Here is a 17809-nt window from a genome sequence, read left to right as displayed (position 1 = left end):
TAAAGCGATTCACAAAAAGAGGACGGAGGACGGAACCATATTCCGGGACAGGTTAAGAGGAAAAGGTGGTAAGAGGTATGAAAGTTCTGTAAAATAAATGTATACATAATAAGATGGACAAAACCCAATAAAGGAGCAGGTGTAAAATGAATAATAAAACGTTGCAGCTTTTTAAAACACTGACAGAACTGCCGGGAGCGCCGGGAAATGAACATCTTGTGCGCAAGTTTATGCGCGAGCAGCTTGGCCAGTATGCAGATGAAGTGGTACAGGATAAGCTTGGGGGAGTATTTGGAGTAAAAAGGGGAGATGAGGAAGGACCGACCGTGATGGTAGCCGGCCACATGGATGAAGTTGGCTTCATGGTCACATCAATCACCGAGAACGGGATGATCCGCTTCCAGACCCTTGGAGGCTGGTGGAGCCAGGTCCTTCTTGCCCAGAGAGTCCAGATCATGACGAATAATGGTCCGGTCACAGGCGTCATCGGTTCCATCCCTCCCCACTTGCTGGATGAAGCTAAGCGCAGCAAGCCAATGGATATTAAGAATATGCTGATTGATATCGGTGCGGATGACCGTGCAGATGCAGAAAGGATCGGCATCAAGCCAGGACAGCAGATCCTTCCGATCTGTCCGTTCACGCCGATGGCAAATGAAAAGAAAATTATGGCGAAAGCCTGGGATAATCGCTATGGCTGCGGATTGGCGGTCGAGCTTTTGGAAGAAGTAAAAGATGAAAAGCTGCCGAATATCCTTTATTCCGGGGCGACTGTCCAGGAAGAAGTCGGCCTGAGGGGCGCGCAGACAGCCGCCAACATGATCAAGCCTGATATCTTCTTTGCATTGGATGCAAGTCCGGCAAATGATATGACAGGAGATAAAAGGGAATTCGGCCAGCTCGGCAAAGGGGCGCTGCTCCGCATCCTGGACCGCTCCATGGTTACACACCGCGGCATGAGGGAATTTGTGCTGGATACAGCGGAAAAGCATAATGTGCCTTACCAGTATTTTGTTTCCCAGGGCGGAACCGATGCAGGGCGTGTCCACACTTCAAATGAAGGAGTCCCAAGTGCGGTAGTCGGCATTTGTTCCCGCTACATCCATACTCATGCTTCCATCATCCATGTAGATGATTATGCAGCAGCCAAAGAGCTTTTGGTCAAGCTTGTTAAATCCTGCGACAAAACAACTGTTGCATCCATCCACGAAAACGCATAATTACTACAGCCCGGAGGCAGCAGCATTGCTGCCTCTTTTCAATGTGCAATTCAGGGCAATATAGAAAGAAGCAATGAAAAAAGGAGAACAGCACTATGAAAATTATAATAGGTTCTAAAAATCCGGCGAAAATAGGTGCGGTGGAAGCCATTTTCAATGAAAGCTTTGAAGTCATTCCTATGGATGTGCCTTCCGGTGTGAGCGATCAGCCTTTTACAGATGACGAAACGATTAAAGGGGCTGTACAAAGAGCAGAACTGGCACTGAAAGAAGGAAGCGGCGATATAGGAATCGGCCTTGAAGGCGGGGTCCAGAACACAGATGCAGGTTTGTTTCTCTGCAATTGGGGGGCGCTTGCCCAAGAAGGCAAAGCAACAATCATCGCCGGAGGCGCCAGAATCCCCCTTCCCGAGGAGATTGCCGAAGAGCTTCTCGCCGGCCGTGAGCTTGGGCCTGTCATGGATGAATATGCCCAAAAAGAAAACATCCGGAAAAAAGAAGGCGCCATTGGTGTGTTTACAAATGGCAGGGTCGACAGGGCGGAAATGTTCGCGCATGTTGTCAGGCTGCTCGCCGGGCAGCTGGAGTACCGGAACAGGAAAAAGGAGAGGCGTTGACACCTCTCCCCGGCTTTGTTTTAAGCAAGCGCCCTCCGCATTTCGATTGTCCAGCTCCAGCGGCTAGAGCCTCGAGTCATAAGCCAAGCAGGCTAAAAGGTTAAAGAACAACCTTTCATCCTGCTTGTCTTATGCTTGTCGGCTCTGGGCAAGCCGCTTCCGCATTTCAGTTTTCTTCAAAAACATATGAAAGAATTTTGATGGCCTGGTTTACGGTTTCGACTGTTGCGTTTGCTTTTTGTGAGAGTTCTTTAAGCGGGTGATGCAGTTTTTCAGGCCTGATGAGGATCAGCGGTTTTTTGAGTGCTGCGGCCGTGCTGGCATCCATGCTCGTGTTCCATTGCTTATACTGCTCGCCGAACAGGGCGATGACCAGGTCAGATTTTTCCATGAGCAGCTGGGTCCGCAGATTGTTTATGCTTGAAGAGGCCTGATCGAGGTAAACAGGTCCCGGCTGCTCCCCAAGTATTTCTTCCCCGATCTTATCGGAGCGCTCATGGTTCTCCATCGGTCCGACAAAATGGACCGGAAGCTGGAGGGCTTTTGCTTTTTCCTTCAGCTCTCCCCTCCAGTCTGTATGAATCTCGCCTGCCAGATAAACTGTGAATTCCATCACATTTCCTCCTCTTTGGTAGATATCTTACATTTTACCACTTCTGTTAATAACAAACCGTCACCGGGCCTGAAAAACCGGCAGGAGGGGTTGTCAGATAATTAAAAGTACAGTTATGATAGAAAAGGACGATATTTTTTCCAGCGGGGAGGAAAATAGTATGAAAAAAATCTGCATCGCCGCCTTGCTTATGATGTGTTCCGTTCTGTTCCTGAGCGCCTGCTCTGCATCCTTCCAAGAAGAGCAGAAAGCAGCGAAGAAGGCAGCAGAGACAGCTTTCACACAAAAGCCCAAGAATGCAAATATAAAAAATGAAGAGATAGACTATTATTTGCCTTTTGGCGTCGAGGTTGAAGAAGAAAGCCCAAACAACCTTATTTTAAAAAATGGAAGCAAAACATATATCCTGTTTTATAACCAGAATGAGGGCAAAGGCAGCAAGGTGGTTTATGAGTCTGCAAAACTTCAGAACGAAAGCTATGAGGTGGACGAAACCTTCGAATATGAAGGGAGATTCGGTTTTATTCTTATTAAAAAGCTGGATGATGACAGAAGCGAATTGATTGTCGGTGCTGATGGGGTCAAGATTACAACGGAAACAAAGACCTCCAGCCTGAAAGCAGATGCTGCGATGATGATTGATATCGTCAACTCTGTCCAGATAAAATAAGCAAGCAAAGGGATGAGCCCTTTGCTATTTTTTTTGCATTTTTTAATCAAAAGGCTCTGTTAGTCTTCCATGTTGATTAACACAGCCAATCAAAAAAACAGGGGTAAGCAGGTTTCATAGAGCAGGATGAGCCCATAATAGAAGGGTACCGGTATTTTTTTCTTCCTTTTTACCCCTGGCATGCTTACAATATAGGTTGTAACATCTGTCTTGACACATGACAATGACGAATGAACGGGGGATTTTACATGAAAGAGTTTTTAAAGAGAAAAGGGGTCAGCCTGTCTGCGAGGGTTTACTTTATAGATGCATTGAGCAGCATGGCATTGGGCTTGTTTTCTTCTCTGATTATAGGGCTGATCATTAAGACAGTGGGAGAACAGCTGCCGGCAGGATATGGCGGGAGTTTCTTCATAGAGATGGGGACGCTCGCGATGGGGCTTATGGGGCCGGCAATCGGCGTTGCTGTTGCCTATGGACTGAATGCGCCGCCGCTGGTACTGTTCGCTGCGATTGCAAGCGGGGCAGCCGGGGCTGCGCTGGGCGGACCGGCTGGAAGCTTTGCCGCTGCCTTGATATCTGTGGAGATTGGGAAGCTTGTCAGCAAGGAGACGAAAATCGATATTATTGTTACGCCTTTTGTTACGATACTGGCTGGCTATGGAACGGCAAAGCTGATCGGCCCTGGAATAAGCTACCTCTTAAAGGGCCTGGGAAGCATGATCATGTGGGGGACAGAGCAGAGGCCGATACTGATGGGAATCATTGTAGCGGTTCTGATGGGCCTCGCCCTTACAGCACCAATTTCGAGTGCGGCCATTGCACTGATGCTTGATTTGCACGGGCTTGCAGCAGGCGCGGCAACTATCGGATGTGCAGCCCAGATGGTCGGTTTTGCAGTCAGCAGCTACAGGGAAAATAAAGTTGGCGGCCTTATTGCCCAGGGGCTGGGGACTTCCATGCTGCAGGTGCCCAACATCATCCGGAATCCGATGATTCTGCTTCCGCCAACAATTGCAGGAGCAGTGCTTGCCCCGCTGGCTACCACTGTATTCGTGCTGGAGAATAATGCCGCAGGTGCAGGAATGGGGACGGCAGGCCTTGTCGGGCAGATCATGACAGTGACAGCGATGGGATTCAGCTCGGCTGTCATTCTGAAAATAGTCATGCTGCATTTTGTTGGACCAGCCGCAATAAGCTTGTTATTATCTGAGTATATGAGGAAAAAAGGCTGGATCAAACATGGTGATATGCTGATCCAGACAGGAGGAGAACGAAAATGAAAAAGCTTGAATCAATGGAACAGTTTGAGCAGATGAAGAATGAAGGGCAGCATATTTTTATGTTTTCAGCAGACTGGTGCCCTGACTGCCGCATCATCGAACCGATCCTTCCAGAGGTGGAAGAAAAGTTCAGCGATTATACCTTTGTATACGTAGACAGAGATGAATATATTGATCTATGCGGACAGCTGGATATCTTCGGCATCCCAAGCTTTATTGCCTTTAAGGACGGAGAGGAATCCGGCCGCTTCGTCAGCAAGGATAGAAAAACACAGGAAGAAATCGAGAATTTCATCGCCGGTCTCAGCCGCTGATATCTTTCGCCCTCCGTCTTCTTTGAGATGGAGGGCTTTCTATTGTACAATGGAGACTGCAGAAATTTCCCGTTAAGGAGGGAAAAAGGATGAAAATGGACAGCAGGAAAATGAAGGATGAATTAACTAAGAGGCTGGATGCAGATAATCGGTCATTCTTATTTGATAAAGAAAAAGATACCCTTCGAATCGAAAATAAAGAAACAGGCAAAGGGATCACCATTTCGCTTCCAGGCATCATTGCTAAATGGCAGGAGCAGAAGGACAATGCGATTGAAGAGGTGGTCTATTATGTGGAAGAAGGCCTCAAGGCGATGTCGGGAGCAGCCGGGCTTGAAGGCAGTGAGAAAAATATCTTCCCTGTCATCAGGTCGACTTCCTTCCCGCAGGAATCTGAAGAAGGAATTCCTTTCCTGTTTGACGCACACACAGCAGAAACCAGGATTTACTATGCGCTTGACCAGGGCAAAACCTACAGGCTGATAGATTCAGCCCTGATGGAAAAAGAAGGCTGGACAGCGGAAAGGATCCGGGAGATTGCCTTATTTAATGTGAGGTCCCTGTCAACAGGGATTAAAAAGGACGAAGTGGCCGGCAATATCTTTTATTTTCTGAATGAAAATGATGGCTATGATGCCAGCCGCATCCTGAATGAGGCATTCCTAAGGCAGATGGAGCAGCAGATTACCGGGGAAATGGCACTTGCGGTTCCCCATCAGGACGTCCTGATTATAGCAGATGTACGGAATAATACGGGTTATGATATCCTTGCACAGATGAATATGAGCTTTTTTGCAAGCGGCAGGGTGCCGATTACGGCGTTATCATTTTTATATGAAGACGGTGAGCTTGAGCCGATTTTCATTCTGGGTAAAAATAAGAAAAAATGATTTTGGAAGGATCACATGGATGTGGTCCTTTTTTATATGATTTGTAACAGTCGTAATCCCGCTGTTAAACTGTTTATGCCAAAAGTATATGCGAGGCGGGCTGCATGTTAGCAATTTTACCCATAAAGCCTATAAAAAGGCTCATTCTCTCTTTTTAGCTCGAATTTTTATGAATAGCTGATAAAATAAAGGGTAGGTAAAGTATGCTGCTATTTTTGCAGCTTTAGGTTATTGATTTTGTATTACCAGGTATCCAAGCATCCACATACACTGACAGCTTTTGCCTAAACAGCCTTTAAGAAAGAGTGATTTATATTGAGTTGGATAAAAAAACTATTCCGAGTGTTTAATAATGACGAAGAGTATGAAGAAATTGAAGAAGAACATCCGTACATAGAAACAGCAAAACCGAAAAAAGATCGTGATGGCCGTGAGGTGGAGGCAAGAATCCTTTACCAGTACCCAAAGGGGCAGTTCAGGTTCCCCCTTATTCCCGATGAAGGTTCTCCCGGAAAGGAAAGGGCACCAAGGGGAAAAACGGAAGGTCCTGAACGAAGTCCAAGAAGAAGCCAAAGGGAGCAGCCGGCGGAAGAATCTCTGAATCATGAGCGAAGAAAGGCCGGACCGCTGAATGAGCATGAAGGAAAAAGAAAAACACGGCAGCCGGAGCAGAAGGAACCTAAACCGGAACCGGCCAAAAGAAGCAAAAGCGAGGCGCCGATAGACAATCATCACCGGCGCCCCTTCAGGCCGACAGAAATTCCTTCCCCGATTCACGGGTTCGAACGCCCTAAGAAAAATGAAAAGTCGGTAGAATATGAGATTAATAGATTTGACCAGAAGAAGAAAGCACTATTTTATGATGATATTGATTTTCTTAAGAAGGCTGCCCAAGATGGCGTACGGGAAGAAGTAAACGAAGTCCAGCTGGATCAGATTGAGATGGAGCCTGATGAACAGCAGGGCCGCAGTTCGGATTTAAAAGGAACGATCAGCCCTGGTTTACAGGTAGGATATGAAGAAGATACTATACTGCCAGATGCTGCTGAAGAGAGTGCAAGCGTGTTAATGGATTCAGAACGTTATCCGGGCGGCACTTTCAATGCGGCAGATGAAAAAACTGTCCCTGCAGAATGGCATCAAGATGCAGATGAGACAGCAGAAGATCGGGTGATGGATAGTAAACCCGAAGAACAAGGCAATGATGGGATTTTGCCCGCAGACGCTGAACCAGATCAAACAGGGATTGAAAATGACGCCGACATTGCCTACGAATCAGCGGAAACAGAGGCTGCTTCACTTAACTTTGCAGCTGTGCCGGAATTTGCGGACCAACTCCAGGAATCGTCCAATGACACTGATATTGAAGCAGGATCAGAACTTTTTAAAGAGCCGGCAGCAGAAGAGGCAGATTCTTCTTTAATAGATGATGAAAAACCTGATGAGCTTCAAATGGAATCAGCTTATGCTGAACAGCATTCCCGGGAAACGGGCATGCATGAAGCTGCGCCTGCTTTGGAGCTGAGTGAGGAGGAGCCGGCAGCTGCAGATTCAAAGGACCAGGAAACCAGCGGGGACATACCAGTCCAGGCTGCAGAAGAGCCGAAGCCGAAACCAAGATCGCCGCTGCCTTTCAATGTGATCATGCTGAAGCAGGACCGGAAAATTGCGGAGCAAAAGAAAAAAGAGCAAAATGCCAGCAGTCAGCAGCATTCTGGCACCGGGTTAAGTACAACACCTGCTGCGCCGCCAGCTGCTTCAGCTGAATCGGTCCGGAGCGAAACAGTCACAATGACATCTGTTTCCGAACGCCAGGAGGACAAGAACGGAACATTCACCCAAACACAGCCGGCCAGGGCTGCCATTGCAGCAGAACCCGTTCAGACGCATCAGCAGGAAGAAGCATTATCTGAACAGCCGCAGCCCTTGGGCGTTCAGGACCTGGCAATGCCATATCAAAGCGGCCAGCCGGCAGCAGCTGCCGCATCGGGCCAAACAGCAAAGTACCAGGAATATGAATTCCCGGCAAAAAGCCTGCTTGCCCCACCGGTCATTCCTGAGGACAATGAGGAGTGGCTGCTGGAGCAGGAGGAATTCCTTAATCTTACACTAAAGAATTTCAATGTCAGGGCAAAAGTGGTCAATGTGACCCAGGGTCCTTCTGTTACCAGGTTTGAGGTTCAGCCGGAGCCAGGTGTGAAGGTAAATAAAATCACCAATCTTACCGATGACATCAAGCTGAGCCTGGCAGCCAGGGATATCCGGATGGAAGCGCCGATTCCAGGCAAGCATACGATCGGGATTGAGGTTCCGAACCAAAAAAGCAGGCCTGTATTGATCAGTGAAATCATTAATACACCTGTGTTCAGGGACGGAGAATCGCCTTTGACCGCAGTCCTGGGGCTGGACATCTCGGGAAGCCCGATCGTCACTGATCTGCGCAAGATGCCCCATGGACTGATTGCCGGTGCGACAGGCTCCGGAAAAAGCGTCTGCATCAACTCGATTCTTGTCAGCCTTCTTTATAAGGCATCGCCGGATGAGCTCAAGCTCTTGCTGATCGATCCAAAAATGGTTGAGCTTGCTCCTTATAACCAGATCCCGCACCTTGTCAGCCCGGTCATCACCGATGTGAAGGCCGCGACTGCTGCCCTGAAATGGGCGGTGGAAGAGATGGAGCGCCGCTATGAGCTGTTTGCCCACGCAGGCGTCAGGGACATAAACCGCTTCAATGAGCTGGCTGAACAGCATAAGCGCTATTCCGACAAGCTTCCGTTCATTGTCATCGTCATCGATGAACTTGCTGACCTGATGATGATGTCCCCGGCAGATGTGGAGGAAGCAATCTGCCGGATCGCCCAAAAGGCGAGGGCATGCGGCATTCATTTGATCATCGCCACGCAAAGGCCGTCTGTCGATGTCATCACCGGCCTGATCAAAGCCAATGTCCCAACAAGGGTGGCGTTTTCTGTGTCATCACAGGTAGACTCCCGGACCATCATCGACATCAGCGGTGCCGAAAAGCTCCTGGGCCGGGGGGATATGCTCTTCCTGGAAAATGGCTCATCCAAGCCGGTCAGGCTGCAGGGAACTTATGTTTCTGATGCAGAGATCGATGAGGTCGTTGCCCATGCGAGGAGCCAGCGCAAGCCGGATTATTTATTTGAACAGGAAGAGCTTCTGAAAAAAGCGCAGGCGACCGAGGAGGAAGATGAGCTTTTCTACGAGGCGTGCGAGTATGTTGTCGATCATGGCAGCGCATCGACCTCCAGTGTCCAGAGGCGCTTTAAGATCGGCTATAATCGTGCTGCAAGGCTGATCGGCATGATGGAGGACTGCGGCTATATATCAGAGGCAAAAGGAAGCAAGCCGCGCGATGTGCTCATCACGGAAGCTGACCTTGAGGCCATGCAAGACACTAGTACAATGCTATAATACGTGGTATTCTTTACATGCATGTAAAGAATACTAAAAATAACGGATGTTATAACTGATTTGGTATGAGGAGCTTAAGGATGAAAGAAATCGAGCTTAAGATTCAAGGCAAGATCAAGCGGCTTACAAATAAGACCTTTAAATTCGATGAAAGAGTGAAAGACGGCTGGTTTTCAGCTGTCTATTTCTTAAAAACACGTGATATTGTCAAAAAGTACCACAAGAACAATATCGTGACGATGCAGTTTTTCCAGAAAAACCATGCTGTTCTTTGCGGTACAGATGAAGTTATTGCATTGGTCCATACATTCGCTGAGAACCCTGAGGAGCTGGAGATCTTCTCTCTGAAGGACGGTGATAAAATCAGCCCGTTTGAAACGGTCATGACCATTACCGGGCCTTACCAGAGCTTCGGCTATCTGGAGGGGATCATTGACGGCATCCTTGCGAGGAGAACTTCAGTTGCGACTAATGTGTATAACACAGTCAAGGCGGCAGGGACGTCAGGCAGGCAAAAGCAGGTCATTTTCATGGGTGACCGGGATGACCATTATATCACCCAGGCCGGGGACGGCTATGCCGCCCATATAGGCGGAGCGACTGCCCAGGCTACCCATGCCATGAACGAATGGTGGGGCAAGCAGGGGATGGGAACGATGCCGCATGCCCTTATCCAGATGTTTGACGGAGATTTAGTAGCAGCAACGAAGGCGTACCAGGAGACTTACCCGGAGGATGCACTGATTGCACTTGTTGATTATAATAATGATGCCATAACAGACTCCCTGAAGGTTGCGAGGGAATTCGGCGATGAACTGAAGGGTGTCCGCGTTGATACCTCCAGGACAATGATCGATCAATATTTCCTGAGGAATCAGCATCTTCTCGGGACCTTTGATCCGAGAGGTGTGAATGCGGAGCTGATTTTTGCTTTGCGGAAAGCGCTGGATGACGAAGGATTCAATCATGTGAAAATTGTTGTCAGCGGCGGCTTCAATGAAACAAGAATCCAGGATTTTGAAGAAAGAGGTGTGCCTGTCGATACCTATGGCATCGGCAACAGCCTGCTGAAAATCAATATTGGCTTCACCGGAGATAATGTGCTGATTAATGGCAAGCATGCGGCAAAAGCAGGAAGGCGCTACAGGCCGAATCCGCGGCTGGAAAAAGCAGAGCTTTAATTCATTTTCGGCCCTGGGAAGTGGAAGGAGCAGCCGGACATGGAAAATTCAATTAAAGACTTGGAAGCCTTCCGCAAACAGAAACAGGCGAAAGGCCAAGAAAACGCACTTGCCCTTTACCGGAAAGCACAGAGGGATACTGCGGTGAATGCCAACATAAGGGAAAAGGTCCGTGCCCGCCATATTTTCCGGGAAGCAGCGGGCCTCCCGGGAGGAATCCCTTTCAGCAGTGAACAGGAAGAAGTGTTTGAGGACTGGTTCTTATTCGATTATATAAGCATCAGGGGCTTTACCATGTTTAACCTTTTCCTCCGCCGGAATTCCGGCCAATTGGCCGAGGCTGATCTCATTCAGGGAGCCCTTTACCTGAGCTCTGTCCTCCAGCCTGTAAGGATTGAATGGGCAGACGGCGATGAATTTGCTGCCTCTGATATCCTCACTGGGGAAAAGCTTCAGCTGAAGCTTTCGGACAGCATCAGCCTTGAGGAGGGTCGCTCCTATTTCATCAGGTGCATACCGGTTTTATCCGGGAGCTTTTGCTTTGGTCCTGCGTTTCCACTGGACAGCACAGCACCCATAATTGACGGATACAAAGAATCGATGGCTTCCGGGGAAGGCATGACCTGGAGGTCGTTTTTAAAAAAGTCTGCCCTTGCTTTCCTTTTCAGGGAGGGAGCTTTTTGATATTATGCCTGCTGATTATTTTTCCAATTTCAGCCATGAATTGGCGGCCAAAGCCCGTTCATGCTGTTCCTGACGGCCGTCTGGCCCAGGTGCTACATAGTTTTTGTGATTGAAAGATGATATAATACTTTAATCTGCTTATGCAGGAAACATTTGTCCGTAATGAAGATATGAGCAAAATATAGTCAGATGTCATATACTGTGTTACAGATAGACGACAGTTGGAGGTTCTTTATATGACTATTTACCATTTTGTAGGTATAAAAGGGTCTGGAATGAGCGCCTTGGCTCAAGTCCTTCATGATATGAATTATCATGTTCAGGGATCTGATGTAGAAAAGCGTTTTTTCACACAGGTTTCGCTTGAACAGTCAGGAATAAAGATCCTTCCTTTCCAAAAGGAAAACATACAGCCTGGAATGACCGTGATAGCAGGCAATGCATACCCGGATACGCATGAAGAAATCCAGGAAGCCATGAAGCTTGGCCTTCCAATCGTCCGCTACCACCGCTTCCTTGGGGATTTTATGAAGAAGTTCACCAGTGTAGCTGTTACTGGGGCGCATGGCAAGACCTCCACTACAGGGCTGCTGGCCCATGTTATTAAGGGGGCTAAACCGACTTCATTCCTGATCGGGGACGGAACGGGCAGAGGGGATGCCGATGCTGAATATTTCGTGTTTGAGGCTTGCGAATACAGAAGGCATTTTCTTTCATATTTCCCTGATTATGCAATCATGACGAATATAGATTTTGACCACCCTGATTATTTCGCCAATATTGATGATGTATTCTCTGCATTCCAGGAGATGTCATGGCAGGTGAATAAGGGTATTTTTGCATGCGGCGATGATGAGCAGCTGCAAAAGATCCAGGCAAAGGTCCCTGTCCTGTTCTACGGTTTTGGCGAGGAGAATGACTTCCAGGCCAGGAATGTCATCAAGAGCACGGAAGGAACAACCTTTGATGTTTTTGTCCGCAATACCTTCTATGATACTTTCTCAATCCCCCAGTTCGGCGACCACAATGTGCTGAATGCATTGTCGGTTATCGCCCTTTGCCATTATGAGGAGATTGATTCGGATATCGTCAAGGAGCTCCTGCTGACATTTGAGGGAGTGAAGCGAAGATTTTCGGAGAAGAAAGTGGCAAGCCAGGTTATCATTGATGATTATGCCCATCATCCGACAGAGATACGCGCGACGGTTGATGCAGCCAGGCAGAAATATCCGGAAAAAGAGATAGTTGCTGTTTTCCAGCCCCACACTTTTACCCGGACACAGACTTTTCTGGATGACTTTGCCGAAAGCCTTAATAAAGCTGATAAAGTTTATCTTTGCGATATTTTCGGCTCAGCAAGGGAGAACCATGGAAAGCTGACCATCACAGACCTTCAGGACAGGATCCCAAGCTCTGAAATCATAAAAGAAGAAGACACAAGTGCACTGAAGCAGCACGAAAATAGTGTCATCCTCTTTATGGGAGCAGGGGATATCCAGAAATTCCAGGAAGCATACGAGGGTACGCTGTAAGCTGTTCCGGGCAGAAGCGTTAGGCAGGCTGTGTCCTGGCGCTCTCCGGGAATGCCCGGCTACATAAGAAAAAGGATGCAGGCTTATGCTGCATCCTTTTTTGCTGCATTATTTTAGGTTTTCCGGATTCAGTGCCTCGAGTTCCGGGATGACGAACCTGCCGTCCTTGCGGATCAGGACATCGTCAAAGAAGATTTCTCCTCCGCCATAGTCCGGGCGCTGGATATTGACCATATCCCAGTGGATATTGGACGAATTGCCGTTGAATGCTTCATCATAGCATTGCCCTGGCGTAAAGTGGAAACTTCCATCGATTTTTTCGTCAAAGAGAATATCCTGCATAGGATGAAGGATATAAGGGTTCACCCCGATGGCGAACTCACCGATATAGCGTGCTCCTTCATCGGTATCAAAGATCTTGTTGATCCTGTCTGTATCATTTGCGGTTGCCTCAACAATTTTACCATCCTTAAAGGTGAGCTTGACATTTTCAAAAGTAAATCCATGATAAGGGGATGGAGTGTTATATGTAATCACGCCGTTGACGGAATCCTTCACAGGGGCTGTATATACTTCGCCGTCCGGAATATTCATCTGTCCAGAGCATTTGATTGCCGGAATATCCTTAATGGAGAAGGCCAAGTCTGTCCCGGGGCCGGTCAGCCTTACTTTGTCTGTTTTATCCATGAGTTCTACAAGGCTGTCCATCGCTTTGTCCATTTTGCCATAGTCCAGGTTGCAAACATTAAAATAGAAATCTTCGAAAGCCTCTGTGCTCATTTTCGCAAGCTGGGCCATTGAAGAGTTGGGATATCTCAGTACAACCCATTTTGTTTTTGGAACACGGATTTCCCTGTGGACCTTCTTGCCGATCGTGCTGCCGTGGATTTTCATTTTATCATCCGGCACATCGGCATGTTCATTGATATTATCTCCGGATCTTAAGCCGATATAGGCATCCATTTTGCCCATCACGTTTGCTTCAAAGTCAGCCATCATATTGAACTGTTCATCCTGTGCCCCGAGCAAAAGCGCCCTGTCGACCTGCTGGTCTTTTAAAAGCACAAACGGGTAGCCTCCCGCTGCATATGCTTCTGTAACAAGTGCAGTAACCAGCTCCCGCTGGAGACCGAAGTTTTCGATTAAAACTTTCTCGCCTTTTTGAAGGCGCACTGAATAATTAATCAGATTTTTTGCCAATGTCTGAATCCGGGGATCTTTCATCCTGATTCCTCCTTCATTTCGTCGTACAGCTATTATTGTACCCGAAAAGAGTGATTTCTGCTGTAAGTATTGATTTCAGGGGTGAATTTGCAAAAGCGCCCTGCCGGCGGATATAATATTTTTCGTACATAGTCTGTTTTAATTAGAAGCAAAATCCCCCTAAAAGCAGGAGATCCGGTCCGGGGGATGGAATTACTTACAAAGACGGCCTTGGTTTAAGGCGCTTCTCCCCGGGTAATAGAATAAATATATAACAATCATGGAGGTGCTTCTTTTGGAAATTATTCTATATTTGAGCGTGGCTTTGATAGCGGTCGCCTTTTTAGTGCTCGTCATTTTCCTGTCCCGTACGTTGAAATCCCTGCAGACAACTTTAGATAGTGTGTCAACTACCCTGAATGGACTTGAGCAGCAGCTGGACGGCGTAACACGGGAGACCACTGTTCTGCTCCATAAGACCAATGCTCTTGCAAGCGACATTCAGCAGAAGTCTGAAAGCCTTAACGGAGTTGTCAATGCGGTGAGGGATGTAGGAGATTCTGTAAGGAAGTTCAATGGCACGATCCAGTCCATTTCTTCCTCGGTCAATACGCAGGTTGAACAGAACAAGGATAAAATATCCCAGGTGGTGCAATGGAGCAATGTATTTCTTGAGCTGAAAGATAAGTGGAAGCTTCGCAAGCAGGAGTCTTCCCCGCTCCAGAACCAGATTGAGGATATACCGCCTGCAGAAAGAGCAGTAGAAAGAGCGGCAGTAAGAGCCAGAGAAAGAGAAAGAGCAAAATATTAAGGAAATGTAGGAGGATCCCGCATGGCATACAATGAAAGAATGAACACGCAGACAAATGAAGCAAAGCCGGATGACAGCATCAATTCAAAAGATTTTCTGATTGGTGCCCTTATCGGCGGAATGGTGGGGGCTGCAGCAGCACTATTCCTGGCTCCAAAGACCGGGAAAGAGCTGAGGACCGACCTGAATGATCAGGCAGCCGTACTGAAGGAAAAAACCGGCCACCTAAAAGAGACGGCCATGACAAAAGGATCTGAGCTGGCTTCTGCGGCAAAGGAAAAGACAAGCACTCTCACCCAGAGTGTATCCAAGCAGTCATCAGGCCTGGTTGATAAGGTGAAGGGCATGTCAGGAAAAGCAGGCAGCCAATCTGAAGCTTCCAGCGAAGATGAGGAGGCGTATACTGAAACCGTGCCTTCTGAATCTTCCGCAGTGCTTTCTGAAGAAGACGGAGAAAGTATACAGCAGAAGCTGGAGGAAACAAAGAACGCTTTCGATGAAACAGAAATGAAATACCGATAATTTGGAAATAGGGCGGTGAAGTGATAAAATGACTTCACCGCATTCTTTATTTCAGGAGGAAATAGGATGAAACAAATACATTCAACCGAAGATTTTAATAGCATTTTAGAAGAAAAGAGCCCGGTCTTTCTGCTTAAGCACAGCACCACCTGCCCTGTAAGCCAGGCGGCATATGAAGAGTATGAAAGCTTCACGTCTGCAAACAGCAGCATTCCGGCTTATTTTTTGACTGTGCAGGACGCCCGTCCGGTTTCCAATCATGTGGCTGAGGAGTATCATATTAAGCATGAATCTCCTCAGGCGATTCTTTTCTCTAACAAAGATGTTGTCTGGCATGCGTCCCATTGGAAAATTACAGAAGATTCACTGGCAAAGGCTATTAGTGAAAACAGCTGAATAAAAAAAATGCCGTTCCGGGATAGGGACGGCATTTTTATTTTATTCATCTACTTAACCTTTATGTGCTGTGGCCAGTGGATATGAAGGGTGTCCCCCGCATTTACCGGTTCATGGAAGGAACATTTCCTTCCATTTATTTTCAATTCAAAACTGCCGGCTGCCTGAGCTGGCGGCTTTACTTCAACATAAGTGAAAAGGTCCTGGAAAATGAATGGTTCTTCGGGGAGTTGCCTGATCAGGATGGAATCTCCGTTCCTGATGATACTTTCAGCGTCCAGTTTCATATCCCCCCGCCAAATTTCAATTGCCTCCCTTTTTAGGATAATGCGCTCACCATTAAAGAAGACAGGCAAAGTCCGTTCCAGTAACAGCTGCTTCTTTTCAGCCAGCTCTGCCACTGTTGTCTGATTCCTTCCGGCGGCCTCGATTACATCCCTGTCCTCACAGCTGCTTCCAGGCTTTGCCTCAATCCCGTTCCGGGTAAGCTTTCCAGAAAGGGAAGGGATGTAAGTTTCTTTTCCATTCATTGTCAAATGGAAGGGTTTAGTGCTTTTTAATAAGTCTTCAAGGCTGAGAGCCTTCAATACAGCTTCGATGCTGTCAGCGCTTCTGCATTCAATTTTATCGCGGTCCTCCACAGTATCGTCCGGAGAAGCTGCTATACCGTTTTTGGAAATGACTGCTTTGACAGTGCAGTCCTTCCCGTTGACCTTGACGTGTTTATCCGGTATGGTATCGACCAGGTCCTTAATTTTAAGAAAAGATGCTCTTCCGTCAGCGCCCCGGGCAACTGTCAGCATATCCCCATCCATGACTCCGTCATCAAAAGAACAAGCTGATCCATTTCGCAGCAGGACTGGCGGATTGCCGTGCTCTCCAGGTATTGTAATGCTGAGGCCATTCAGGGATATGATTTTTGCCATTCCCGGTTTTCCATACAGCTTGCTCATCTTTATTCCGGCTGCAAGGAGGCAGTCGCCCACTGTAAGTTTTTTTACTTCAAAAAGGCGGACAGGCTGGTCATTTACATAAACGGTCCTGTACTGGACTGGAGACTGCAAGGCTGCTAGCGCTATCCCGACCGGTGTGACAAGATCGGGACCCTTTAATATATGATCGGCGAAGGCAAGGGAAGCGACTGCATCGATCCCCCTGATCGCAACCCGGTTATCCGGGAGGTTGAGGCGGGCGGCCACCATCTGCGGCAGGCGCGGCGTAAGGCTCCCTCCCCCTACAAGCATGACAGCCTTGGGCGGTTTATGATTATTGAGCTGCAGAATTTCTGTACAGATTGAATCTGCAAGCATTTCGACCGCCGGTCCAATTTGTGAAATGATCTCTTCACTTGCCCATTCTGTTTCAAAGCCGAGGATATCCGTGGTTTGGATTGTACTGTGTTCAAGAAGCCTCCGCTTTGCTTCCTCAGCCAAAGGAAAATCGAGGAGCAGCTGGTCGCTGAGCGCTTCAGTGATCTCATCCCCTGCTACAGGCACCATACCGTAAGCAATGACTGTTCCGGAATCTGTCAGGGCGATATCCGAGGTGCCGGCCCCAATGTCGACAAGCGCAACGTTCAGCCTCCTCATGGAAGGCGGGATCAGGACATTGATGGCGGCGATCGGCTCGAGTGTAAGGGCCTGCATTTCAAGGCCTGCGCGGTGAAGGGCGGAAATCAGCGACTCAACGACCACTCTTGGAAGGAAGGTTGCAATGATATCGACTGAAGCTTCTTCTCCCTGCTGGTCAATGAGATTGCCAATTTCTTCGCCATCCATCCTGTAATAGAGCACAGAGTATCCGACACAATAATAATAATGGCTTTTATCCGACTTCTGCTCTTCGGCTACTTCAGCCTGCGCCTGCTGGACCGCGCTCAGCTCGAGATGGAGGATATCATCCTTCTGCAGCATTGGCTTGCCGGTGATATTGACGGCTGCCTGTGCCCTTTTGGTTTTGAGGGCCCTTCCGGCAGCTGCGACGCAAACTTTTTTCAAAGGGCCATGGGCTGCTTCAAGGTCTTCTTTTATTTCAGCAATGACTTTCGATACAGAGATGACATCATGGATCTGTCCGTCAAGCATAGCCCGTTCTTTATGTTCTTTTGTGTGGATATCTATTACTTTAAACTGCCCGTCCTGCTCTTCCAGGATGATGCCGACCACTGAACGGGTTCCGATATCAAGGGCGAATATTTTATTTTTAAGCAAAGGATGCACCTTCTTTTAGTATAAGGATAGAGAATCAAGCCTATCAGCACAGGCATAATTCTTTAATGCTTAAAAGCGTTTAATTAATGAAGAAAAAATGCGTGACAATGGCAGTTAATTACTATATAATAATCCCTAATTATAAAAAATGTATCATATTTTAACAGGCCGATAAAGAAGAACCGTAGCGGACACTAATAATGGATGCAATACTTCGGTTCAGCCAAA

At 47.7% G+C, this 17809-nt stretch carries 16 protein-coding genes; 13 read left to right on the top strand and 3 right to left on the bottom strand.

The genetic code is table 11. From position 1 onward, the window contains the following. Nucleotides 1-146 precede the first annotated feature (146 nt). Nucleotides 147-1220 carry a M42 family metallopeptidase gene (locus AC4E8B_RS19395; RefSeq protein WP_490214990.1) on the top strand — a complete coding sequence of 358 codons (1074 nt, stop codon included), beginning with the start codon at nt 147-149 and terminating at the stop codon, nt 1218-1220. 95 nt (nt 1221-1315) lie between these two features. Beyond that, nucleotides 1316-1837 carry a DUF84 family protein gene (locus AC4E8B_RS19390; protein WP_490214988.1) on the top strand — a complete coding sequence of 174 codons (522 nt, stop codon included), beginning with the start codon at nt 1316-1318 and terminating at the stop codon, nt 1835-1837. 166 nt (nt 1838-2003) lie between these two features. On the opposite strand, the gene AC4E8B_RS19385 is transcribed toward AC4E8B_RS19390, so the two are convergent. After that, on the bottom strand, nt 2004-2450 hold the full coding sequence (locus AC4E8B_RS19385) for a YtoQ family protein (RefSeq protein ID WP_490214987.1): 447 nt from the start codon (nt 2448-2450) through the stop codon (nt 2004-2006). Between the two features lie 160 nt (nt 2451-2610). On the opposite strand from AC4E8B_RS19385, the gene AC4E8B_RS19380 reads away from it, so the two are divergent. The 8 genes from AC4E8B_RS19380 (at nt 2611) to murC (ending at nt 12439) form a co-directional block, all read left to right on the top strand. Next, a complete protein-coding gene (locus tag AC4E8B_RS19380; protein WP_490214985.1) occupies nt 2611-3120 on the top strand; it encodes a hypothetical protein in 510 nt (169 codons plus the stop codon). Between the two features lie 248 nt (nt 3121-3368). After that, complete coding sequence (locus AC4E8B_RS19375; protein ID WP_490214984.1) at nt 3369-4403, top strand: PTS sugar transporter subunit IIC; 1035 nt, start codon at nt 3369-3371, stop codon at nt 4401-4403. Next, a complete protein-coding gene (locus AC4E8B_RS19370) occupies nt 4400-4717 on the top strand; it encodes a thioredoxin family protein (protein WP_490214983.1) in 318 nt (105 codons plus the stop codon). The genes AC4E8B_RS19375 and AC4E8B_RS19370 overlap by 4 nt, the downstream gene beginning before the upstream one ends. Before the next feature lie 89 nt (nt 4718-4806). Continuing rightward, a complete protein-coding gene (locus tag AC4E8B_RS19365) occupies nt 4807-5607 on the top strand; it encodes a DUF1444 domain-containing protein (protein ID WP_490214981.1) in 801 nt (266 codons plus the stop codon). A 315-nt stretch (nt 5608-5922) separates the two neighbouring features. Then, the gene (locus AC4E8B_RS19360; RefSeq protein WP_490214979.1) at nt 5923-9042 is read left to right on the top strand and encodes a DNA translocase FtsK; all 3120 of its coding nucleotides are present in this window, start codon (nt 5923-5925) and stop codon (nt 9040-9042) included. An 80-nt stretch (nt 9043-9122) separates the two neighbouring features. Beyond that, complete coding sequence (locus AC4E8B_RS19355) at nt 9123-10223, top strand: nicotinate phosphoribosyltransferase (protein ID WP_490214978.1); 1101 nt, start codon at nt 9123-9125, stop codon at nt 10221-10223. A gap of 39 nt (nt 10224-10262) precedes the next feature. After that, nucleotides 10263-10907 (top strand): hypothetical protein, encoded by a 645-nt coding sequence (locus tag AC4E8B_RS19350; protein WP_490214977.1) that lies wholly within the window; start codon nt 10263-10265, stop codon nt 10905-10907. Between the two features lie 236 nt (nt 10908-11143). Continuing rightward, nucleotides 11144-12439, top strand: a complete 1296-nt coding sequence (gene murC, locus AC4E8B_RS19345) for a UDP-N-acetylmuramate--L-alanine ligase (protein WP_490214975.1) — start codon at nt 11144-11146, stop codon at nt 12437-12439. Nucleotides 12440-12547: 108 nt separating this feature from the next. Here murC and AC4E8B_RS19340 read toward each other — a convergent pair whose 3' ends face one another. Continuing rightward, a complete protein-coding gene (locus AC4E8B_RS19340) occupies nt 12548-13663 on the bottom strand; it encodes an aminopeptidase (protein ID WP_490214974.1) in 1116 nt (371 codons plus the stop codon). Between the two features lie 274 nt (nt 13664-13937). Here AC4E8B_RS19340 and AC4E8B_RS19335 point away from each other — a divergent pair, with 274 nt between their 5' ends. The 3 genes from AC4E8B_RS19335 to ytxJ all read left to right on the top strand — a co-directional run bounded on the left by AC4E8B_RS19335 (nt 13938) and on the right by ytxJ (nt 15371). Next, nucleotides 13938-14453 carry a DUF948 domain-containing protein gene (locus AC4E8B_RS19335; RefSeq protein ID WP_490214972.1) on the top strand — a complete coding sequence of 172 codons (516 nt, stop codon included), beginning with the start codon at nt 13938-13940 and terminating at the stop codon, nt 14451-14453. Between the two features lie 21 nt (nt 14454-14474). Further along, the gene (locus tag AC4E8B_RS19330; RefSeq protein WP_490214970.1) at nt 14475-14975 is read left to right on the top strand and encodes a YtxH domain-containing protein; all 501 of its coding nucleotides are present in this window, start codon (nt 14475-14477) and stop codon (nt 14973-14975) included. 66 nt (nt 14976-15041) lie between these two features. Further along, on the top strand, nt 15042-15371 hold the full coding sequence (gene ytxJ / locus AC4E8B_RS19325) for a bacillithiol system redox-active protein YtxJ (protein WP_490214968.1): 330 nt from the start codon (nt 15042-15044) through the stop codon (nt 15369-15371). Between the two features lie 50 nt (nt 15372-15421). On the opposite strand, the gene AC4E8B_RS19320 is transcribed toward ytxJ, so the two are convergent. Then, nucleotides 15422-17581, bottom strand: coding sequence for a cell division FtsA domain-containing protein (locus AC4E8B_RS19320; RefSeq protein WP_490214967.1), 2160 nt, complete (start codon nt 17579-17581; stop codon nt 15422-15424). Nucleotides 17582-17809 lie beyond the last annotated feature (228 nt).

This window comes from Bacillus sp. SRL543, assembly GCF_984799205.1.
This window is presented reverse-complemented; position numbering and strand designations above follow the sequence as displayed.